The 21,363-nt window shown below is 72.8% G+C and carries 16 protein-coding genes and 1 other RNA gene; 7 read left to right on the top strand and 10 right to left on the bottom strand.

Going from position 1 to position 21,363, the window contains the following annotated elements; genetic code table 11:
• Window positions 1-28 precede the first annotated feature (28 nt).
• Window positions 29-3,304 (bottom strand): BTAD domain-containing putative transcriptional regulator, encoded by a 3,276-nt coding sequence (locus PYR91_RS02720; RefSeq protein WP_279777143.1) that lies wholly within the window; start codon window positions 3,302-3,304, stop codon window positions 29-31.
• A 92-nt stretch (window positions 3,305-3,396) separates the two neighbouring features.
• Here PYR91_RS02720 and PYR91_RS02725 point away from each other — a divergent pair, with 92 nt between their 5' ends.
• The 5 genes from PYR91_RS02725 to PYR91_RS02745 all read left to right on the top strand — a co-directional run bounded on the left by PYR91_RS02725 (window position 3,397) and on the right by PYR91_RS02745 (window position 10,049).
• Window positions 3,397-3,975, top strand: coding sequence for a YbhB/YbcL family Raf kinase inhibitor-like protein (locus PYR91_RS02725; protein ID WP_279777144.1), 579 nt, complete (start codon window positions 3,397-3,399; stop codon window positions 3,973-3,975).
• 182 nt (window positions 3,976-4,157) lie between these two features.
• Entirely contained in the window at window positions 4,158-6,197 is a 2,040-nt protein-coding gene (locus PYR91_RS02730; RefSeq protein ID WP_279777145.1) for a hypothetical protein, read from the top strand.
• Between the two features lie 81 nt (window positions 6,198-6,278).
• On the top strand, window positions 6,279-8,549 hold the full coding sequence (locus tag PYR91_RS02735; protein ID WP_279777146.1) for a bifunctional SulP family inorganic anion transporter/carbonic anhydrase: 2,271 nt from the start codon (window positions 6,279-6,281) through the stop codon (window positions 8,547-8,549).
• A 91-nt stretch (window positions 8,550-8,640) separates the two neighbouring features.
• The gene (locus PYR91_RS02740) at window positions 8,641-9,654 is read left to right on the top strand and encodes an NAD-dependent epimerase/dehydratase family protein (RefSeq protein ID WP_279777147.1); all 1,014 of its coding nucleotides are present in this window, start codon (window positions 8,641-8,643) and stop codon (window positions 9,652-9,654) included.
• An 86-nt stretch (window positions 9,655-9,740) separates the two neighbouring features.
• On the top strand, window positions 9,741-10,049 hold the full coding sequence (locus PYR91_RS02745) for a cell division protein SepF (protein WP_279777148.1): 309 nt from the start codon (window positions 9,741-9,743) through the stop codon (window positions 10,047-10,049).
• Between the two features lie 86 nt (window positions 10,050-10,135).
• On the opposite strand, the gene PYR91_RS02750 is transcribed toward PYR91_RS02745, so the two are convergent.
• Window positions 10,136-10,753, bottom strand: a complete 618-nt coding sequence (locus PYR91_RS02750; RefSeq protein ID WP_279777149.1) for a hypothetical protein — start codon at window positions 10,751-10,753, stop codon at window positions 10,136-10,138.
• Between the two features lie 532 nt (window positions 10,754-11,285).
• Between PYR91_RS02750 and PYR91_RS02755 the strand changes: the two genes are divergently transcribed.
• On the top strand, window positions 11,286-13,091 hold the full coding sequence (locus PYR91_RS02755; protein ID WP_279777150.1) for a family 43 glycosylhydrolase: 1,806 nt from the start codon (window positions 11,286-11,288) through the stop codon (window positions 13,089-13,091).
• Between the two features lie 85 nt (window positions 13,092-13,176).
• On the opposite strand, the gene PYR91_RS02760 is transcribed toward PYR91_RS02755, so the two are convergent.
• Window positions 13,177-14,553, bottom strand: a complete 1,377-nt coding sequence (locus PYR91_RS02760) for a hypothetical protein (protein WP_279777151.1) — start codon at window positions 14,551-14,553, stop codon at window positions 13,177-13,179.
• Between the two features lie 345 nt (window positions 14,554-14,898).
• Window positions 14,899-15,900 (bottom strand): sigma-70 family RNA polymerase sigma factor, encoded by a 1,002-nt coding sequence (locus PYR91_RS02765; RefSeq protein WP_279777152.1) that lies wholly within the window; start codon window positions 15,898-15,900, stop codon window positions 14,899-14,901.
• Between the two features lie 194 nt (window positions 15,901-16,094).
• On the opposite strand from PYR91_RS02765, the gene PYR91_RS02770 reads away from it, so the two are divergent.
• Window positions 16,095-16,763, top strand: a complete 669-nt coding sequence (locus PYR91_RS02770; RefSeq protein WP_279777153.1) for a maleylpyruvate isomerase family mycothiol-dependent enzyme — start codon at window positions 16,095-16,097, stop codon at window positions 16,761-16,763.
• Window positions 16,764-16,808: 45 nt separating this feature from the next.
• Here PYR91_RS02770 and PYR91_RS02775 read toward each other — a convergent pair whose 3' ends face one another.
• From PYR91_RS02775 to PYR91_RS02800, 6 genes are all read right to left on the bottom strand, one after another.
• Entirely contained in the window at window positions 16,809-17,114 is a 306-nt protein-coding gene (locus PYR91_RS02775; protein ID WP_279777154.1) for a hypothetical protein, read from the bottom strand.
• 2 nt (window positions 17,115-17,116) lie between these two features.
• The gene (locus PYR91_RS02780; protein ID WP_279777155.1) at window positions 17,117-17,428 is read right to left on the bottom strand and encodes a hypothetical protein; all 312 of its coding nucleotides are present in this window, start codon (window positions 17,426-17,428) and stop codon (window positions 17,117-17,119) included.
• Window positions 17,429-17,783: 355 nt separating this feature from the next.
• An RNA gene (rnpB, locus tag PYR91_RS02785) (RNase P RNA component class A) lies at window positions 17,784-18,174 on the bottom strand.
• Between the two features lie 100 nt (window positions 18,175-18,274).
• Window positions 18,275-19,705, bottom strand: a complete 1,431-nt coding sequence (locus PYR91_RS02790) for a bifunctional RNase H/acid phosphatase (RefSeq protein WP_279777156.1) — start codon at window positions 19,703-19,705, stop codon at window positions 18,275-18,277.
• Window positions 19,702-20,442, bottom strand: a complete 741-nt coding sequence (locus PYR91_RS02795) for a C4-type zinc ribbon domain-containing protein (RefSeq protein ID WP_279777157.1) — start codon at window positions 20,440-20,442, stop codon at window positions 19,702-19,704. Before PYR91_RS02795 ends, PYR91_RS02790 begins: the two co-directional genes overlap by 4 nt.
• Window positions 20,443-21,237: a Nif3-like dinuclear metal center hexameric protein gene (locus tag PYR91_RS02800; RefSeq protein ID WP_279777368.1), complete on the bottom strand. Its 795-nt coding sequence runs from the start codon at window positions 21,235-21,237 to the stop codon at window positions 20,443-20,445.
• Window positions 21,238-21,363 lie beyond the last annotated feature (126 nt).

A 21,363-nucleotide genomic window follows, 5' to 3' on the forward strand; every position in this document is an offset into this window, starting at 1 on the left:
CCCGGCCCGCCTGGTGCGGCGGGGGCGGTCAGCTCGTGACCAGCCGCAGGACGTCCTCGGCGGGCATGGCGCGGCCACGGGCGAAGGCCCGGGCGAAGTCCTCGTCCCCGAGGGCCCGCCGCACGGCTTCGGTGATCCGCACCTGGTCGAAGCCGGTGACCTCCTCGACGCCCCGCACCCGCGCCGACGCGCCCAGCAGCGCCGCCGCCGCCTCGGCGTCCCCCTCGCGCGCCACGAGACCGGCGAAGGCGATGAGCACTCCCCCGAACACCACGGCGTCGGGGCCGTCTCGGGTGAGCCGCACCGCCTCGGCGTGCGCGGCCCGGGCGGCCCCCAGGTCGCCCTCCTGCTCGGCGAGCAGCCCCACGGACGCGTACACCAGGCCGCGGAAGTAGCCGGGAAAGAGCAGGGGTTCGGCCGACACCAGCCTCAGGGCCTCCTCGTAGTCGCGCCCGGCGGCCCGCATCCTTCCGCGCTCGCGGGCCAGGTCGCCGCGCACGGTCAGCACGCCGGCCTCCCCCACCCGGTCGCCGGTGCCCCGGCAGATCTCCAGCGCCTCGGCGACGACGCCCTCCGCCCGCGCGTGCTCGCCCGAAGCGTTCAACGCCACAGCCAGCCGGGTGCGCAGGTGCGAGGTGTCCTCGACGGCGCCGATCCCGTCGATCATCGAGAGCGCCTCCTCGACGACCGCCACCGTCGCCGCGTTGTCCCCGTGCAGGAAGCTGACCTCTGCCAGCGTGCCCATCGCCGACCCGGTGCCCCAGCGGTCCCCCAGCGCGCGGAAGCGGTCGAGCGACTCGCGTACGTCGGCCTCGCCCTCCGGTACGCGCCCGGAGTTGAAGTGCGCGTGCGACCGGACGAGGTACGCGCACGCCGACACCCACGGGTCGGGGTCGTCCAGCAGCTCGGTCATGTCAGGCAGCGGGCCGGAGGGCGACAGGAACAGCAGCAGCACCGGCTCGGCGAGCGAGACGATGGGATGCCAGGGCCGCGGGACGTGCTCCCTGGCGATGCGGGTGCTGCGCTCCAGCGCCCCCCTGGCCTCCTCCCAGTCATTGGTGCCGCCCGCGGTGAGGATGCCGCGGACCGCCAAGGCCAGGGCCAGCCGCGCGGGATCGTCGCCGGCCGGGAGCGCCACGGCCTCCGCGGCCCGCTGGGCGCCCTCGGCGCGGCGGCCGGCCAGGAACCAGTACCAGCCGAGCGCGCCGACCAGGCGTTGCGCGAGGTCGGCGTCCCCCGTCTCGACCGACCACCGCAGGGCCGTGGTCGTGTTGTCGTGCTCGGCCGAAAGGGCGGCGATCCACTTCACCTGGTCGGCGCGGCGAAGCTCCGGCTCGGCGGCCTCGGCCGCCCCGGTGAAGTACCGGGCGTGCGCCCGGCGCACGCGGTGCTGCTCGCCGGACTCGGCGAGGCGTTCGGCGGCGTACGCGCGGATGGTCTCCAGCATCCGGTAGCGCTCGTTCTCCCAGATCACGAGCGACTTGTCGACCAGCTTGGCCAGGACGTCGAAGACGTCCTCCCTGCGCAGCCCGTCGCCGCGGCACACCGTCTCGACGGCGTCGAGCGTCGCGCCCCCGGCGAAGGCGGCCAGCCTGCGCGCGAGCGTGCGCTCGCGGTCGTCCAGCAGGCTCCAGCTCCACTCCACGACCGCGCGCAGCGTCTGGTGCCGCGGCAGCGCCGTGCGGCTCCCGCCGGTGAGCAGCCGGAAGCGGTCGTCCAGGCGCTCGGCGATCTGGCCCGCCGACAGCGTGCGCAGCCGGGCGGCGGCCAGCTCGATGGCCAGCGGCATGCCGTCGAGCTCCGCGCAGATGCGCGCCACCGCCTCGGCGTCGCCGTCCACGACGTAACCGGGACGCGCGGCGGCGGCGCGGTCGGCGAACAGGCTCCGCGCGTGGTCGGGGTCGAGCGGCTGCACGGGCCACAGCACCTCGCCGGTGATGCCGAGCGGCTCGCGACTCGTGGCCAGGACCCGCACCGAGGGACATTCGGCCAGGATGCGGTCGGCGAGCCGGGCGACGGCGTCCAGGAGGTGCTCGCAGTTGTCCAGGATGACGAGCTGCGAGCGGGCGGCCAGCCCGGCCACCAGGCGGTCGGTGAGGTCGGCGGGCTCCGGCGCCGGCGGGCCCGAGCGCACGGGGCCGCGGCCGGTGTCGCGCATGCCGAGCGCGGCGAGCACCGCCCGGGGCACGTCCTCGGGATCACGCACCGGGGCCAGCTCGACGATCCACACGCCGTCAGGTGTGCGGGCTTCCAGCGCCTCCCCCGACTCGACCGCCAGCCGGGTCTTGCCCGCGCCGCCCGGGCCGAGCAGGGTGACCAGCCGGTGGGCGTCCAGCAGCGACCGCGCGCGCTCGACGTCCCGCTCGCGGCCGACGAAGCTGGTCAGCCGGGCGCGCAGGTTGCCCCTGCGCGTCCCCCGGCCGGCCGGGGCGAGCCCGCCGCCCTCGGGCGGCCCGGCCTCGCGCGCGGGCACGGCCCGCCTGACAGCGGCCGCCGCCGGGACCTCGCCGCCGGGCGGCGCCTCGGCGGGGCGGCCGTCGTCAGGCGGCGCCGTGCGGCGCAGGAGGGAGAGGTGCAAGGCGGCCAGCTCGGGCGAGGGGTCGGTGCCGAGCTCGTCGGCGAAGGCGGCGCGGGCCGCCTGGTAGGCGGCGAGCGCCTCGACCCTGCGGCCCGACTCGAACAAGGCGCGCATGAACTGGCCGTGCAGGCGCTCGCGCAGCGGATGGGCGGCGATCAGCGGCGGCAGCTCGCGTGCGACCTCGGCGTGCCGGCCCAGCAGGAGGTCGGCGTCGATGCGGTTCTCGGCCGCGCCGAGCCGCAGCTCGTCGAGCCGGGCGATCTCCGGCTCCGCGACCTCCTCGCCCCGCAGCTCGGCCAGGGCCGGGCCGCGCCACAGCGCCAGCGCGGTCCGCAAGGTGGCCGCGGCCTCGCCGGCGTCCCCGCGCTCCAGGGCCGCACGGCCGTCGGCGGCGAGGCGGGCGAAACGGTGGGCGTCCACCTGATCGGGGGATATGGCCAGCCGGTAACCGGCGGCCTCGGCGGCGACCAGTTCCCGTCCCAGGGTGCCCCGCAGCCGGGAGACCAGCGCCTGCAGGGCGTTGCCCACCCCGCCCGGCGGGGCGCTGCCCCACACGCCGGCGACGAGGGTGTCCACCGGCACCGCCCGGCCCGGCGTGAGCAGCAGCAATGACAACAGCACGCGCAGCCGCCTGCCGCTGATGTCCAGACGGCGCCCGTCGTGCTCGGCCTCCAACGGGCCCAGCACGGCGAAGCTCACGCTGCTCTGCGACTTCCCCCCGGCCATGTCTTGATTGTGGCTGATCGGGACGGTGAGCGCAGGCGCTCATCGCGCGATGAGGTCGGCGCACCCTCCAGTTCCGCGTAGCATCAGCGGGCATGGGGCAGCGGAGGAAGTCCGTGCCCGTCGTGCGGACGGGACGCGAGGTGCGCACCGTCGTCGCCGCGGTGCTGGCCGTGGCGGCCTCGGCGGGCTGTGGCATCGTGGGCGTCGACTCTCCCACCGACAGGCCGCTGGACGCCTTGAGCGTCTCCAGCCCGCGATTCCGGGACGAGGCGACTCTGCCCGCCGACTACTCCTGCCAGGGGCAGGTCGGCAACCCGCCGTTGCGCTGGTCCGGCGTTCCGCAGCGGGAGACCAAGTCGATCGCCCTGGTGGTCGACGCCAACAACGCCCAAGGAGCGGCGGAGGTGCACTGGGTGCTGTTCAACATCGACCCGCGCACCACCGAGCTCGCCCAGAACAGCGTGCCCAGAGGCGCGATCCAGGGAATGACGTCCAGCGGCAAGGTCGGCTACTCGCCCCCATGCCAGCCCGATGACACGTATCGTTTCAGTGTCTACGCGCTGGATACGAAGCTCGACCTCAAAGAAGGCGCCGATCTCCGCTCCACGATGGAGAAGATCGCGGAGCGCACGATCGCCAGGGGCCGCCTGTCGGCGGCCCACATAGAGTGACATGCTGGGCACTACTCGTAGTCATGAATACCGAACTTCTCGTAGGGTGTGACAACGGTCATAGTGGTCGGACACAATCAGATGCAATCTCCGAGCGCAGGTGAGCAACGGGGGAAGGTCGCGTCGATGGCCGCGCGATCTCACCAGCGCCACTGGAAGGCCATGGCCATGAGGGTGGTGCAATGATCGCGGTCATTTTCGGCCTCGTCGCCGTCGTGCTGCTCGTGCTTGTGGTCGTGGCACTCGGCATGCGATCGATGAACCGTCGTGAGAGCAACCTCCCGCCCGAGCGGCTGCGCAAGATGGCCGAGCAGGCGGAGACCCCCGACCCCAAGCGTCCGGGACAACGCCCCGCCGAGGAGACGTTCTTCGAGAGCTTCCCCGAGGGCTTCGACGCCTTCCAGGAGCCCGAGCGGGCCACCGCGCGCCTGCGTCCCGGCAACGGCAAGCCCGGCAACCGTCCCGCCGGCCGGCCCGGCGGCCGTTCGGCGCCCCGGGGCAAGCAGCCCGCCTCCTCCCGCGGCCGCCGCGGCGTCGACGAGTGGGGCGACGCCGACGACTACGACGACGACTACTGGACCCGCGTGCGCGCCGACGACGGCGCCTTCGGCGGCACCATCGCGGCCCGCGTCGGCGCCAGCCGCCCCGACGTCGCCTCCCCGAGCGCCTACCCCGCCTCGCCCACGCCGCCCAAGCCCCCCGCCCCCAAGGCGAGGGACGAGGCCGCCTCCGAGGCCACCACCGTCCAGGCGCCCCTGCCCAACCGAGCCGCCGGCCTCGCCGAGCCGGCTCGCGAGGCCGCCCCGCCCGCCGCCGAGCGCACCGTGACGTTCCCGGCCCCGGTGCCGCAGACCCCGGCCGCCGCACCGCCGACCGACGTGCTCGGCGCCATGGGCGCCCCCCAGTCGCCGCCGCGTCCCCGCAGGCCCGCACGCCCCGACCCCGCCGACCCGCTGGGCGTCGGCGACGCCGCCGCGCGTCCCAAGCCCAGGCGGCGCGGCGACGCGGGCGGCGACCCCGGGCGCCCCGCGCCCGGCCGCGGGGGCGACCCCCGGCGCGCCGACACGCGGCGCACCTCCCCGCCCAGGGGCGTTCCCTCCGCCGGGCCGTCCGCCACCCGCGCCGACTCCGGCACCCCGCCGAACGGCACGCGGGGCGAGGCCGGGCGCACCGATCCCAGCCGCACCGCCACCGGCCCGTTCGCGGCCGGCCGGCCCGCGGAGCCGCCGTCCAGGGAGACCGCCGACCCGCTGGCGGGCACCCCGCTGTCGTCCTCCACCCGCATACGGCCGGGCGTCCCCCGGTCCGGCGACCCGCTGGCCGCCCCGCGCGGCCCGGCGTCCCGGGCGGACGACCCGCTGTCCACCGCCCCGAGGCCGGCCACGCCCTCCGCGCCCGACCTCCTGTCGAGCGGCCCTCTTCCCGGCGGCCGCGCCGCCCGCGGGCCGGTGTCGCAGAACCCGCTGTCCACCGGGCCGCTGAGCACCTCCGGCCCCGCCGAGACGAACCGCCCGAGCTCCTTCGACCCCGTCCGCCCGTCGTCCGGCTCCTTCGAGTCGCCGCGCGCGGCGGGCACCGGGCCGTCGCAGGGCTCCGGTTCCTACGGCCGCGGCGGCGACCCGCTGGCCCCGGCCTCAGGCGGCCCCGGCGAGCAGTCGTGGCCGGCACGGCCCGCCTACCCGGCGGCCGGCACGTACGACATCCTCGACGGGCCCGGCGCCTCGCCGTCCGGCTCCAACGAGACCTGGAAGTCCTCCGACTACCAGCTCCCGGCGTACGGCGCCCGCCCCGACGGCTACACCGCGCCCGCCGCCCCGGCGGCTCCGTCCGCGCCCTCGTACGAGGTGAGCGCGGGCTGGGCGACCATCGACGACGGCGACTCCGTGACCGGGCCCACCCCGTCCCCCGGGCTCCCGGCCGGCCCGCCGCGCGGCGCGTCCGGCTACGAGCCCCCGGCGCAGCGCGACCGCTCCGGCACGGGCCGGGGCGCCGCCGGTTCCGACCAGGGCTACGGCCCCGAGCCCGGGCGTCCCCCGGCCGCGGAGGGCGAGCCCGGCCAGTGGCCGCAGCCGCCGCAGAACGCCGGCGGAAGCTGGCCGTCCTACGCCGAGCTGTACGGCCAGACCGGCTCCACCGCGGCCGACCCGCGCGGGGAGACGTCCCGCTCACGCGGCGGGCACCGGCGTTCCGCCGAGCCCGATTATCCCGACTATTACCGCTAACCAGCACACCTTCCCCGCTCTTCCGTAAAACGCGGCGGTCAAAGCAGCAAGCGAACGGCCGTCGCGTCGTATGGTCGCCTCATGACGGGGGACACCGACGGTAGTCGTACGAGCACGCAGCGCCTCACTCAGGTCCTTCGGCGCGATCTGCCCGCGTCGCTGGTCGTCTTCCTCGTAGCCGTCCCGCTGTCGCTCGGCATCGCCGTCAGCTCGGGGGCCCCGCTCGTCGCGGGCCTGATCGCCGCCGTGGTCGGCGGGCTGGTGGCCGGGCCGCTGGGCGGGTCGGCCGTCCAGGTCAGCGGGCCCGCGGCGGGCCTGGCGCTGGTGGTCATGGAGCTGGTGCACACCTACGGCTGGCGCGCCACCTGCATGATCACCCTCATGGCGGGCGTTCTGCAGCTCGTGCTGGGCACGCTGCGGGTGGCCAGGGCGGCCCTGGCCGTCTCCCCGGCGGTGGTGCACGGCATGCTGGCCGGGGTGGGCGTGGTGATCGCGCTCGCCCAGCTGCACATCGTGCTCGGCGGCCAGCCGCAGCGGTCCGCGATCGAGAACCTCGCCGAGCTGCCCCAGCAGATCATCGACAACCACAGCCACGCGGTGGCCGTCGGGGTGCTGACCATCGCGGTGCTGGTGCTGTGGCCGCGCCTCCCCCGGGTGAACGCGGTCCCCGCCCCGCTGGCGGCGCTGGTGATCGCCGCGCTCACCGCCGCGTTCTTCGGGTGGGACGTCGCGCGCGCCGACCTGTCCAAGGGGTTCTCCGACTGGGCGACGCCGATCCTGCCGTCCGGCGACTGGCACGGCATCGCGGGCGCCGTCCTGCTGGTCGCGCTGCTGGCCGGCGTGGAGTCGCTGCTGTGCTCGGTGGCGGCCGACCGCATGCACCAGGGGCCGCGCGCCGACCTCGACCGCGAGTTGACCGGCCAGGGGCTGGCCAACATCGTCTCCGGGGCCCTGGGCGGCCTGCCCATCGCCGGGGTCATCGTCCGGACGACCGCCAACGTGCGGGCGGGCGCGCGCAGCCGGTGGTCCACCACCCTGCACGGCCTGTGGGTGCTGCTGTTCGCGGTCTGCCTGAGCTGGACGGTCATGCTGATCCCGATGGAGGCGCTGGCGGCCCTGCTGGTGTTCATCGGCGTCCGCATGGTCAACCTCGGCACCATGCGCGGCCTGCACAGCCAGGGCGAGCTGCAGATCTACGTGCTTACCATGGGCGGGGTCGTGCTGATCGGGCTGGCCGAGGGGGTGCTGATCGGCCTGGGTCTCGGGGTGCTGGTCGCGCTTCGCCGGCTGACCCGGGTGTCGGTGCAGGTGCGGCTGGAGCCGGACGACCGCTGGCACGTCGTGGTCACCGGCTCGCTCACCTTCGTGGGCGTGCCGCACCTGACCGAGAACCTGCGGGCCATCCCCGCCGGCACCCGCGTCGACCTCGACCTCAACGTCGACTTCATGGACAACGCCGCGTTCGAGGCGCTGCACGGCTGGCGCCTGGACCACGAGCGCACCGGCGGCACCATCGTCATCGACGAGATCCACGACGAGTGGTACACCTCGGCCAGCAAGGGCACCCGGGCCTCCTCGGCGAAGACGCCGCCCCGGGCGCCGGATCGCTGGTGGCTGCCCAGGGCGTACCGCCGCAGGGGGCTGCTCGCGGGCGTCTCCGACGGGCGTCCGGAGGCCGAGGGGGCCCGGCACGACAGCGCGGAGGCCGGGCGCGACCGCGGCGGCGTGCCCGACCTGCTGGCGGGCGCCGGCGACTTCCAGCGGCGCACGGCTCCCCTGGTACGGCCGATCCTCACCCGCATGGCCCGCACGCAGGATCCGTCCCACCTGTTCATCACCTGCGCCGACTCCCGCGTGGTGCCCAGCCTGATCACCGCCAGCGGCCCGGGCGACCTGTTCACGGTGCGCAACGTGGGCAACCTCGTGCCCAGGTACGAGCGCGCGGCCAGCGACTCCGTGGCGGCGGCGATCGAGTACGCCACCACCGCGCTGAGCGTGAGGTCCATCACGGTGTGCGGCCACTCGGGCTGCGGGGCGATGGCGGCCGTGCTGAGCGCCGGGGAGAAGACGACGGGGCTGCACAGCCTGGAGCGCTGGCTCAGGCACGGCGACCACACGCTGGCGCGCTACATCCTGTCCGAGGGCGACGGCGAGGACGGCGGCCCGCTCGACCGGCTCTGCCGCACCAACGTCGTCCAGCAGCTCGACAACCTGCGCACCTACCCCTCGGTGCTGCGCATGGAGAACGAGGGGCGGCTCCAGCTCGTGGGCCTGTACTTCGACATCGCCGCCACCCGCGTCCACGTGCTCGACCGCGGCTCCTTCACCCCCGTCCCGGCCCGCCCGGTCTGAGCCGCCCCCGTCCCGCGTAGTCCGCTGTGGGCTGATCCGCCGCCGGTGAAACGGCTGGGCGCGGCGAGGGCGCCCGTCCAGAGTGGTCGGCATGAGAACTCTCGTGATCGGTGGTTCGGTGTTCCTCGGCCACGCCATCGTCGAGGAGGCCCTGCGCAGGGGCCACGAGGTGACGACGTTCAACCGGGGGCGGTCCGCGGCGGACGTCCCCGGGGTGTCCCCCGTGCGCGGCGACCGGGAGGACCCCGCGGCGGTCGAGGCGCTGGCGTCGGGCGGTGAGTGGGACGCCGTGGTGGACGTATGCGGATACACCCCGAGCGTGGTGGCGCTGTCGGCGCGGGCGCTGTCGGGACGGGCCGCCACCTACGCGTTCGTCTCCACGCTGAACGCGCTGTCGGGCTGGCCGGCGGCGCGGGTCGACGAGACCGCGCCGCTGCAGGAGTGCTCCCCGGACGCCGGGCCGGGCGACGGCGACTACGGCGTGCTGAAGGCGGGGTGCGAGCGGGCGGTGGAGGCCTACTTCGACGGCGCCGCCCTGATGATCCAGCCGGGGCTCATCCTCGGCCCCCGCGAGAACGTCGGCCGGCTGCCCGCCTGGCTGCGGCGGGCGGCGCGTGGTGGCCGCATGCTCGCGCCGGGCGACCCCGGCCGGCCGATGCAGCTCATCGACGCCCGCGACATCGCGGCCTTCACGCTCGACCACGCCGAGAAGGGCACCTCCGACCGGTTCATCACCACCGGCCCGGCGGGCAACACCACCTACGGCGACTGGCTGGCCGAGTGCGTCGCGGTCACCGGCGCGGGCGCGGAGCCGGTGTGGGTGGACGACCGGTTCCTGCTCGACCGCGAGGTGGAACCGTGGAGCGAGCTGCCCCTGTGGACTCCCGCCGACCCGGAGTCCGCCGCGGTGTGGGACGTCCCGACCGGCAAGGCCGCCGCGGCGGGCCTGCGGTGCCGCCCGGTCGCCGAGACCGTCCGGGACACCTGGGCGTGGCTCAGGGACGAGGACGTCGAGGCCCTGGAGGCCCGCCTGCCCTCGTGGCGGCGGCACGGCATCGAGCCCGCCAAGGAGGCGCGGATCCTCGCCGCGTGGGACGCCCGCTGACCCGCGGCGTCCCGGCATGAGCCACACGAGCACACTTTGGGCGATACACGCGCTAAAGAGGAGGCGGGGGTGTTAGCGTCGGCGCCGTGGCACGATCTTCGGAGAGCGACGGCCCTGACGAGCACCGGCACGCGGCGGCCCCCACGGGCCCGGGGGTGGACATGTCCTTCGTGAAGACCCTGCGGCCGCAGGACTACAACGAGGTGCTCTACGTGGGGCATTTCTACCGCAAGGGCCTGCCGGTGGTCATGGATCTCACCGGCCTGTCCGACGCCGACGCCAAGCCGCTGGTCGACTTCGCGGCCGGGCTGGTCTTCGGCCGTCGCGGCGACATGGACCGGATCGCGCCCAAGGTCTTCCTGCTGCTGCCGCCGAGCGTGACCGCCGGAGTCTGATCGCCAGAACCGGAAAGCGGCGAGCGCCGGGCCCGGAAAGGAATCCGGGCACGACGCTCGCTTCGACGCTGAGAACTCGGCCGAGCTTACAGCGGCGGTGTGATGTCGACGAACGCGGTGCAGTTTGCCGGGTACACCGGATTGATGGTCAGGGTGCACGTCGACTGCGCGACCCTGCCGAACTCGTTCCGCACCGTGACGGTGAGCTGGTTCGACAGGAATGTCGGCACGGCGAGGTCGACGGAGGTCACCGAACCGGGATAACCGGCCAGCGTCGAAAGGTTGTTCCAGCGCGGGTTCGGCAGAATCGTGGTGGGGTCGCGGAGAAGCGTCGTGCCGTTGGCCTGCACCACCGCGACATACTGCACCGGGCCGGTCGTGAGGCCGGTCGGAGTGGCGAACGTCGTGGCGACGTCACCCCTGGGAATGATCACAGGCGGGGGGAAGGGCGGGCACTCGTTGCAGCACCAGTCCTTACCCCTCTTGCCCTTCTCCCAGCCCCTGTCCCAGTCCCCGCCCTTGTCCCTGGTGCCCTTGTCCCTGCTGCCCTTGTCGCAGCCGCCGGCTTCACCCTTGACGGTGCTCGGGGCGGCAGGAGCGTAACCGGTATGGGCGGCGCTTTCCCGCGCCACCGTACCCGCCTCGGCGGTGGCCGGGGAGGCCAGCGCGATGAACCCACCACAGATCGCGGTCGCGACCGCCAAAGTCCATGCGGGCTTACCTGCGAAATGACCCTTTTTCCGAGGAATCACTCGGTTCCCCCATATCGCTTGAAATCTGATGAATCGGACCTTTTTTCGTGCCACCGTGGTAGCACTACTGACAACGAATACCCTTTCGTCGTTGTCATGATCCCGAAGCGGAGTAGCGATAGAGAAAACAGACGACACACGCAAGAAAAGACCCGGCTTCCCGCCACCACCGAATACCGCTATAAGAGATTACGCCCTTAGCATCCCGGCATTCAGTGCATTGTTCTTGATCCCCAATCAGTCATGAAATGGGGACCACGGACCGCGCGACGGGCCCGCCCGCTGGGTGCCCGCCGGCGTGCGCTGACCGCACCCGGCCGGCGGTCCGGCCCGACGCCGAGGGGGGACGCCCACCGGGCCGCGACTCCGAGCCCGACCGGAGGGGATCGACAGATGTTGCCGTTTACAACGTTGGATACAACGTTGTAGAAACGCAGGGGATCATTCGTCCGAAGGTCGCATGCGAGCCGGCGCGGGAGATGTCATGGGTGTCAGAGTCGTAAGACGCGTGGTCGCGACGTTCGCGGGGCTGGCCTGTCTGCTGCTGGCGGCGCCGGCCGCGGCGGCCCCGGAGCCCTCGCGGCCGGGCGCTCCCCCGGGCTCGTCGCCGGGCTCCCCGGCTCCGGGCGGGGCGGGCACCTACGTCAACCCGGTCAGCCGGAGCTTCGCCGACACCTTCGCCGACCCGTCGGTCATCAAGGGCGCGGACGGCTGGTGGTACGCCTTCGGCACCACCGATCCGCTGCGCGAGGGTGAGCGGACCGCCCACCACCTGCCCATCGCCCGGTCGCGGAACCTGGTCGACTGGAGCCACGTCGGGGACGCCTTCACCGCCCAGACGCTCCCGGCCTGGGCAGACACCGCGGCCGGCGCGAGCCTGTGGGCCCCGGACATCCGGCGCGTGAACGGCGAGTACCGCCTGTACTACGTGGTCACCCAGACCACCCTCACGCCGGAGCCCGGCGACAACGCGATCGGGATGGCCACCGCGCCGACCCCGGCCGGCCCGTGGACCGACTCGGGGGCGCCCGTCGTCGGCCCGCGCAGGGGCGCCGGCGGCCCCGGCGACTTCCTGTGGACCTTCGACCCCGCCCACGCCGTCGACACCGACGGGACCGAGTACCTGGTCTACGGCTCCTACTACGGCGGGATGTTCCTCACCCGGCTCGACCCCACCGGCAGGCGGGCGGTCGGCGAGCCCACGATGATCGCGGTCGACAACCGCTTCGAGGGCGGCTACCTGGTGCGCCGCGGCGGCTACTGGTACCTGTTCGCCTCCTCGGCCGACTGCTGCGCCGGCCCGACGACCGGATACAGCGTCTACGCCGGGCGTTCCCGCACCATCACCGGCCCCTACCTGGACCGCGAAGGCGTGCCGCTCGACACCTCGCGGGCCGGCGGCACGATCGTCGTCGCGCCGAACGGCAACCGCTGGGTCGGCACCGGCCACAACGCCGTCGTCACCGACCCCGACGGGCAGGACTGGCTGGTCTACCACGCCATCGACCGCGCCGATCCGTACCTCGACGAACCGTTCGGGATCAACGAGCGGCCCATGCTCATCGACCGGCTCGACTGGATCGGCGGCTGGCCGTCCGTCCGCGGCGGCGCGTGGGCCTCCGACGACCGGCAGAGGGCGCCCGGCACGGCCGGGCCCGTGAAGATCGCCCCCACTCCCCGGCCCGGCCCGCTCGACCGCGCCCGGAGCGACGAGTTCGACGGCGCCGCACTGCGACCGGGGTGGTCCTGGGTGCGCTCACCGCAGGGCGAGCTCGCGAGCGGGGCGCTGCGCTGGCCGACGCAGGACGCCGAGCTCAACCGCGAGAACAACACCGCGTCGGTCCTGCTGCGCGACGCGCCCGAGGGCGACTGGACGGTCGAGACCAAGCTGCGCATCGACCTCGGCACCGACACCGTGCGCAACTACCAGCAGGCGGGCCTGATCGCCTACGCCGGGGACGACCTGTACACCAAGCTCGTGCACGTCGCGATCTGGAACACCCGGCAGACCGAGTTCGGCAAGGAGACGCCCTACGCCGGTCGCATCGCCTACGGCGGCACCATCGTCGGCCCGCCCGCCGACACCACCTGGCTGCGTCTGGTCCACCGCGTCGACAGGCGTGACGGCGAGCACGAGCTGCGCGCCGCCACCAGCCGCGACGGCCGCGCCTGGACCTTCGGCGGCGTCTGGACCCTGCCGGCCGAGGCCGACCTGCGCGTCGGCCTCGTCTCTCTGGGCGGCGCCGGCGCCACGGCCGAGTTCGACTACTTCCGCCTGCACCGCCGCTGACCCCGGAGGGCCGCTAAACGGCCCGAATGAGAAACACCCGCCCGGCCGCGCGAGGCGGCCGGGCGGGTGGGACTCGCCGGGCGGGTCAGCCGCTGAGGCGGCAGCCGTCCGGGGTGTTTCCGGTGTTGTTGCAGTGGTTGAGCTGCCAGCTGTCGGTCAGGTAGCTGAAGTTCTGGCCCGAGGGGCTGACCACCGAGAGCTGCACGGTGGCCGTGCCGGAGGGCGCGATCGCCGAGACGTTGTACTCCTGCCAGCTGGACGTCAGCGCGTACAGCGAGCTGTCGCTGGTGGAGATCAGGCTGTTGGAGCCGTTGTACCAGGACAGGCGGAGCTTGACGTTGCCGGAGGTGCCGGTCGTCAGGCGGGCGAAGAACTTGTACCGCTGCCCCGCGGTCACCGCCGGCTTGCGGGTGATCGACACGAACCCTTCGGCGTGGGACTGGACGTTCATGGTCAGCGACCGGCGCCCGTCGTAGTAGCGGGCCGAGACCTGGCCGTCGGAGCCGGGCGGGGTGACCTGCATCCAGCCGCCGCCGGAGACGCTGAACCCGGTGGGGGACGAGTAGGGCGCCGTGGCCTCGATCGTGCGTTCCTGGGCGGTCAGCAGGTCGTTGCTGTAGCCCACGTCACAGCAGGTCGGCGTGGTCAACTGCGCCAGGGTGGCGAGGTTGACCTTGCGCGTGTCGGGATAGCTGGAGGTGTAGAACAGCGCCGAGGTCTCGCTGGGGTCGTAGTAGGTGTTGAACTCCTGGTCGATCTGCCAGTCGTTGTACTGGCTGATCATGATGTCGTTCAGCGAGAAGGTGTTGGGCACCTCGCTGACCTTGGCGTGGTCCACGTCGTGCAGGTGGATCAGCTCGTGCATCATCGTGGCGCTGTCCCAGTCGTCCGTGGTCGCCACGCAGACGGAGCCGCAGTGCGCGGTGGCCGTCCCGTTGAAGTCCTCGAACACCAGGTACTTGCGGTTGTCGTGGTCGTACCCCGCCGCCCACAGGTCGTCGGCGATCGCGTACGGCCCCGTCTCGCCGGTGGTGTCGGCGAGCTCGATCTTCTCGGGGATCACCAGCGCGTGGGCGTAACCGGAGTAGGTGCTGGTGTCGTACCCGGTACGGCAGCTGGTCTTGATGTGCTGGTCGTAGTTGGTGGACTCGTCGAGCAGCCAGTCCATCCGGTCGACGATCTTGGCGATCCGCTCGACGTAGGCCTCGTAGTTGTTCCCGTTGCCCTCGTGCCAGGCGTAGATCACCTGGACGGCCGGGGTGCTGCTGACCGTGTTCTTGGGGTCCGCGGGCGTGGTGGTACAGCCCCGCTTGGGGACGCTTGCGTCCACCGGCTGGGCGTACGGCGCGACGGGTTCGGTGCCGATGGGATCGAAGACGGCTCCCGCCGGAGTCGCCATCGTCAAAGCGACGAGGGCCCCCGCGACCATCACCGACATGAACCGGTTGAGCTGCACAGACAAAAGTGCTCCTCCCGTAGGTAATTCGTGCAGCAGCCTAACCGCGATCTACCACGATTTCCGGTCAATAACCGAAACGTCCCACTATGTAATACCGATACGCCGGAATTAAAATCGTTAACACTAGAACGTAACTAGATAAGTGCTTTCTTGCGCTTAGAGGCGTGTCTACCTCTTCGCGTGCTTTGCGAAAAGATAGACACCCACCGCATGCCTCCGGCGATCCCCGTCGGCAGCTTTCCCACCCGGCCGCCCGAGCAGCGCGAAGGCCCGCCAGGGTCGCCTGGCGGGCCTTCGCCTCCGGTGGGAGGGGCCGGCCTCAGCGGCCGGCCCCGAGACGCCCCGGCGTCACGGACCCGTCGGCGCGGCGGGCTCCGGCGACCGGGGAGGGACGGCCGGCGAGCCGAACAACGGGATCAGCCGGTCGGCGTCGAGGAACGTGGTGGCGCCGACCACCAGCCCCTCGGCCACGTCGAGCAGGACCAGCCCGAAGGGCGCGTAGCCGCCGTCTCCATCGGGCCGCATCTGCCAGAACGCCGGCGAGCCGTTGGCCTGGGCCGGGACGAGGCGCGCGCCCTCACAGGCCGCTCCCGGGGCCAGCAGCGCCAGCCGGATCTGGTCGCGGCCGTGCAGCCACCAGGTGTAGGGAGGCATCGACATCGTGGCGTCCTCGTGGAGCAGGGCCACGAGCGCGGTGACGTCGTGGCGCTCGAACGCGTCGCAGTAGCGGCTGAGCAGCTCACGCTGGACGGGGTCGGACGGCCGCAACGGCTCGCCGGGCGTGACGCCGACCGCCTTGAGCGTCGAGCGCGCGCGCTGCAGCGCGCTGGTCACCGACGCGACGGTGGTTCCCAGCAGGTGCGCGACCTCCTCGGCCTTCCAGCACAGCACGTCGCGCAGGATCAGCACGGCCCTCTGCCGCGGCGGCAGGTGCTGCAGCGCGGCGACGAACGCCAGGCGGATCGTCTCGCGCCGCAGCGCCACCTCTTCGGGATCGCCGTCCAGCGACAGTACGAGAGCGTCCGGAATCGGATGGACCAGGACCCGCTCGGCCGACGGCTCGCCGATGTCCGCCCCGGGGGACGACGCCGGGCCGAGATCCACGGCGACGGCCCGGCGTTGCGCGCTGCGCAGCATGTCGAGGCAGATGTTGGTGGCGATGCTGTAGAGCCACGTGCGCAGCGACGCCCGCCGCCCGTCGTAGCGGTCGAGCGACCGCCAGGCGCGCACCAGCGTCTCCTGCACGGCGTCCTCGGCCTCGAAGCCGGAGCCGAGCATGCGGTAGCAGTAGCCGGTCAGCTCGGTGCGGAACGGCTCCAGCCGGGAGCCCTCCCCCGTCAACGTCTCCACACCGCCCGACCATACGCACCGTCTCCGACATCGAGGCGCGCGAGCGACTCACGCACCGTCCCGCCACCCCGACGCGGCCGACTCACGCACCGTCTCCGACATCCCGACGCGCGACCGATGATTTTCCGCCGTCCCGCTCGTACACCTACCGAGAGCGCGCGGCGGGTCCGAGCGCCGGACAAGGAAGGCAGACGATGAACGACGATCACCTTCGGGCCGCGGTGGCGGCCGAGCGCGGCGACCAGGCACGGCTGCTCGCCGAACTCGACCCGGAGCAGTGGGACGCCCCCACGTTGTGCGACGGCTGGCGGGTGCGCGAGGTCGTCGCCCACACCACGATGCCCTTCCGCACCTCACTCGCCCGAACACTGCTGGAGCTGGCGAAGGCCCGCGGCGACATCAACCGCATGTCCGATCAGTGCGCGCGCCGCGACGCGGCCAGGTTGACGTCCGAGCAGTTGCTCGCGTCGCTACGGGACAACATCACCCACCCCTGGAAGCCCCCGGGCAGCGGCGTCCACGGCGCGCTCTCCCACGACGTCATCCACGGCCTGGACATCACCGTGGCCCTGGGCCTCGACCGCCGAGTCCCGCCCGACCGAATCGCGATGGTCCTGACCGGCATGCGCCCCCAGAACATCGCGTTCTTCAAGACCGACCTCACCGGCGTCGCCCTGCAGGCGACCGACCTCGACTGGACCCACGGCACCGGAGCCCCCCTCCACGGCCGAGCCCAAGACCTCCTCCTACTCATCTGCGGCCGCCACCTCCCCCCAGGCCACCTCAAGGGTGAACCCGCCCCCCGCTTCACCCGCCACCCGTCCCCGACCCCCTCCCCCACACAACGCCCCCCGCTCCCCTGACCGGCGAGAAGCACACGCCGACCCGACCGACGCCACGGCCGGTGCTCAACCCTGTTCGGGGGGATCGGCCACTTCGACAATCGTGATCAGGTCGAACTGGGGCGGATCATCGGCGGGCCAGAATCGGATCAAGACCGCCAGGTTCTGTCGTGGTCTGATCGTCACGACCGGGAGAGACGGCTGATCATCGGCAAGATCTTTGGTCGAATGCCATCGAGTGCTCCATGTCCCATCAACGACCGAGCGTAGAAGCTGGCAGATGAGTTCGCGATCACCTTCCTTCGGCCGGTGCGAGTTCCACCACTCCGCGAGCACTTGCTGACTCTCTGGTGCGAGCCGCAGCTCCCCCATGGTCACTCCGTGAGTCGGTTGAGCACCTCTTCGACGTTGAGCGTGCCTTCCGGCCCGCGCGGACCTCTTGGGGCGTTCTTCAGCGCTTCCGCGTAAGCCGGAATACTGCGTAGATGAACAGTCGAAAGCAGATTCTTCGCGAAGTCGACAAGGTGGTCAATCTCACCAGTCCGGTCATACGCCAGCACCGCCCGGTAGGAGCTGCGGATGAGTTCCCTCTGCTCAGAGGGGCGGAGCCCATCAATCGTCTCCATGGCACGCACGACCGCAGGGTCATCGTGGGAAACAGAACCGGGTGGGAAGAATTCGGCCATCATGACTCTCCGCTCCGTTGCCTGACTTCCTTTTGGGCCTTGTGCGCAATATGTGGCCGACGATGTTCTCATGAGTTGAAAACTGGCCAGAAGTGGACACTACCCGAATGGGGACACAGCTATCGAACACGCATTCGACACGACAGTACGCCGTCATGCGAGCCGGTACCAGCGGTCCTCGGGCCACCATGACGCACGTACGCTGGTCGCGGCTCCCGTACCAACCGAACCGGTCGGGCTGCCAACCAGGGCGGGCGGCCGGACGTCGTCGCAGACCCTCGCGCGGCGTGACCGCGCCCGGATGTGCCCTGCTCATGAGGGGCACAGAATGCGGTACTGCCAGAAGCGTGGAAGGCGGGCGAGTCGGCCTGTAGGCCGGGTTCTGTCCTTCGCTTTCGCGAAGGGGCGACCATCCATCTAGGGCCGTCGTTGCCGGCGGCCTCAAGCGGTCTACCCGCGCGGCTCGGGCGGGTCACCCTCGAACGTCGCGCGCGGGGTTCTCCGGGGAGAACCCCTTCTTGACCTTGCTCCAGGTGGGGTTTACCGAGCCGCCCACGTCGCCGTGGGCGCTGGTGGTCTCTTACACCACCGTTTCACCCTTACCTCCCGCGAGGGGAGGCGGTCTGTTTTCTGTGGCACTGTCCCGCGGGTCGCCCCGGGTCGGCGTTACCGACCACCTTGCCCTGTGGAGCCCGGACCTTCCTCGGCGAGGCACGAAGCCCCGACGCGGTCGCCCGGCCGACTCGTCCGCCGTGTCTTACAGATTAACGGATCTCCGGAAGTGCCTGTTCCAGCGGCTCCCCCGCCGCGAGGTGGCGGGGGCCGCACTCGTCGGCGCGGGTCAGATCAGCGAAGGTAGGAGGTGTTGTTGAAGGAGGTGACGAGTTCGGGGCCGTCGGGGAAGTAGCTGACGGCTGAGAGGGACGCGATGTCCAGGTGCATCCGGTAGAGCGCGGCCGGGGGGGCCAGTAGGGCGAAGCGCAGGAGCATCTTGATCGGGGTCACGTGCGAGACGATCAGGACGGTCTCGCCGGCGTGGTCGAGCAGCAGCCGCTCCTTCACTTCGAGGACCCGCTCGGCGGCCTGCTCGAAGCTCTCGCCGCCCGGGGGCGCCACGGCGGGGTCGTCCAGCCAGGCTTTCAGGTCGGCGGGCCAGCGGCGCTGGATCTCGGTGAAGGTGAAGCCCTCCCAGTCGCCGAAGTCGAGCTCGCGCAACCCGTCGTCGACGGTGACCGTCAGGCCGGTGCGCGCGGCGACGGCCTCGGCCGTCCGCCTGGCGCGGCGCAGCGGCGAGCTGACGATCGTGTCGATGACGTACGGATCGCCCGCCAGGTGCGCGGCGGCGGCCTCGGCCTGCCGGAGGCCCTCGGAGGTCAGCTCGGGGTCGCCCAGGCCGGAGAAGCGGCGCTCGACGGAGAGCGGCGTCTGGCCGTGCCGCAGGAGCAGCAGCGACGTCGCCGTACGGGCCTGGCCGGCCCAGCCGCCGGCGTCGGTCTTCTTCCGCTCCGAACGCGCGCCCGCTTCGGTGGCCCCGCCGGAGCCGCCGGGCGCCGAGGCCGAGGCGGACCGGCCGCCGGTGGACGCGGCCTCCCCCGACGACGCCGTAACCGGCGCGGGGGCCGTCGGCGGCTGGGGCGTGGCCGGCCGCTCGGAGGCAGCTGGTGGGGTGGGGGTCAGGTCGAAGAGGGGCTCGTGGACGGCTTCCTGGCGGGGGGAAGAGGCCGCTGTCGCGGACCAGCCGGGCGGGCGCCAGGAGGATTCGGGGGCGGGCGCGCCCGAGGCCGGTGTGGTGGCGCCTGAGGCGGGTGCGGTGGGGTCGGGGGGTGGGGGGGTGAAGGTCTCGGGGACGGTGCCGCCCTGCCAGCGGGTGCCTTTGGCCGCGGCGTCCATGGCCTCGTTGGCCAGGCGGTCGGCGTCGCGGTTGCGTTCGCGGGGGATCCACTTCCAGGTGACGCGCAGCCGCCGCGCCAGGCCGCCGGCCTCGGTGGCCAGCGGGCGCAGGCCCTCGTTCTTGATCTTCCAGCGGCCGGCCATCTGCTCGATGACCAGCTTGGAGTCCATGCGCACCTCGACCGAGGCTCCGTCGCCGGCGACGGCCAGCACCGACCGCAGGCCCGCGATCAGGCCCTGGTACTCGGCGACGTTGTTGGTCGCCACCCCGATGGAGTCGGCCGCCTCGGCCAGGATCTGCCCGCCGGGATCCTTGACCACCGCGCCGTACCCGGCCGGGCCCGGGTTGCCCCGGGAACCGCCGTCCGCCTCGACGACGAGCTTCACAGGCCCGACTCGGGGGTGCGGACGAGAATCCTGCGGCACTCGTCGCAGCGGATCACCTCATCGGGCGCGGCGGCGCGGATGCGGTTGACGTCGGCGATCGACAGCGACACCTTGCACCCCTGGCAGCGACCGCCCTGGAGCATCGCGGCCCCGATGCCGTACTGCGCGCGCAGCTTCTCGTACAGCGCCAGCAGGTCGGCGGGGATCTCGGCGGCCAGGCTCACGCGCTTGGCCTGGGTGTCGCCGCTCTCCTTGTCGAGGTCGCCGAAGGCGGCGTCGCGCTTCTCCTCGATGGTGGCGAGCCCGGCGGTGATCTCGGTGCGCTCGGCGCTCAGGCGGGTCACCGTGGCGTCGGCGGCCTCGCGGCGCTCCATGATCTCCAGCACGACGTCCTCGAGATCGCCCTGGCGGCGGTGGAGGGAGACGAGCTCCGACTGGAGGTTGGCGAGATCCTTGGGCGAGGACACCTGGCCGGAGTCGAGGCGCCGGCGGTCGCGGTCGGCGCGGACGCGCACGGCCTCGACGTCGGACTCCGCCTTGGTCTGCTCCCTGGCGAGGTCGCTCGCCTCGGTCTGCGCGGCGATCACCTCGGTGGCCAGGCGCGCCAGCTTGGTGGAGCGCTCCTCGATCTCGGCGAGCTCGGGCAGCGTGCGCCGGCGATGGGCCAGCCTGTCGAGGACGGAGTCGAGCTGGGCCAGGTCGAGCAGGCGCTTCTGTGCTTCAGGGGCTGCTTTCACTTAATCCTCGCACTGTGCTGTTGTCGTCCAGGCGTCGGTGACCGTCTCGGAAACGCGCGTCTCAACGATAATCCCCTTGGCGGCCAACGAGGACGAGAGAAGCAGGGCCGCCTCGCGAAGCCATGGCCATTCGGTGGCCCAGTGGGCGGCGTCGACGAGCGCCGGGCCGCCCGCGAAGGCGCCGGACTCGACGGTCTCGCTGGCGGGGTGGTGCCTGAGGTCGGCGGTGAGGAAGACGTCGGCGGCCCGCGCCCTGCCGAGCAGCGAGTCGCCCGCGCCGCCGCTGACCGCGACCGTGCGCACCACACGCGACGGGTCGCCCGCGACGCGCAGGCCGCCGGCGGTGCGCGGCAGCCCGCGCGCGGCCCGGGCGGCGAACTCACGCAGCGTGACGGGCATCTCAAGCTCGCCCACGCGGCCGAGGCCCCGGGCGGGGTCGTCGGGCGAGGGCTGGAGCGGGCGCAGCTCGCCGGTCAGCCCGACGGCCCTGGCCAGGGCGTCCGAGACGCCGGGGCGGGCGACGTCGGCGTTGGTGTGGGCGGTGTAGAGCGCGACGTCGTTCTTGATGAGCCGGTGGATCAGCGCGCCCTTGGCGGTGTCGGCGGCGACGGTGGTCGTCCCCCGCAGGTAGAGCGGGTGGTGGGTGACCAGGAGGTCGGCCCCCCAGGCCACGGCCTCCTCGGCGACGGCGGCCACGGGGTCGACGGCGAACAAGATCTTGCGTACGGGGAGGGCGGGATCGCCGCAGACCAGCCCGACGGCGTCCCAGGACTCCGCCCAGGCGGGGTCGTACATCGACTCGAGCTCGGCGAGGACCGCGGACAGCGCTGACGGGGACACCCGCGAAGAATACCGGGACGACCGGCGAGGGCGGGCGAGGGCGGGCGGGGCCGCGGACAGGCCTGACATCGGCGGCCGGCG

The organism is Sphaerisporangium sp. TRM90804 (genome assembly GCF_029846175.1).
Taxonomy (GTDB): domain Bacteria; phylum Actinomycetota; class Actinomycetes; order Streptosporangiales; family Streptosporangiaceae; genus Sphaerisporangium.

Coding starts and splice junctions, on each gene's coding strand:
- PYR91_RS02770 (WP_279777153.1), top strand. CDS start 16,095: ATGAACGACGATCACCTTCGGGCCGCGGTGGCGGCCGAGCGCGGCGAC.
- PYR91_RS02740 (WP_279777147.1), top strand. CDS start 8,641: ATGAGAACTCTCGTGATCGGTGGTTCGGTGTTCCTCGGCCACGCCATC.
- PYR91_RS02775 (WP_279777154.1), bottom strand. CDS start 17,114: ATGGGGGAGCTGCGGCTCGCACCAGAGAGTCAGCAAGTGCTCGCGGAG.
- PYR91_RS02755 (WP_279777150.1), top strand. CDS start 11,286: ATGGGTGTCAGAGTCGTAAGACGCGTGGTCGCGACGTTCGCGGGGCTG.
- PYR91_RS02720 (WP_279777143.1), bottom strand. CDS start 3,304: ATGGCCGGGGGGAAGTCGCAGAGCAGCGTGAGCTTCGCCGTGCTGGGC.
- PYR91_RS02730 (WP_279777145.1), top strand. CDS start 4,158: ATGATCGCGGTCATTTTCGGCCTCGTCGCCGTCGTGCTGCTCGTGCTT.
- PYR91_RS02725 (WP_279777144.1), top strand. CDS start 3,397: ATGGGGCAGCGGAGGAAGTCCGTGCCCGTCGTGCGGACGGGACGCGAG.
- PYR91_RS02780 (WP_279777155.1), bottom strand. CDS start 17,428: ATGGCCGAATTCTTCCCACCCGGTTCTGTTTCCCACGATGACCCTGCG.
- PYR91_RS02735 (WP_279777146.1), top strand. CDS start 6,279: ATGACGGGGGACACCGACGGTAGTCGTACGAGCACGCAGCGCCTCACT.
- PYR91_RS02800 (WP_279777368.1), bottom strand. CDS start 21,237: ATGTACGACCCCGCCTGGGCGGAGTCCTGGGACGCCGTCGGGCTGGTC.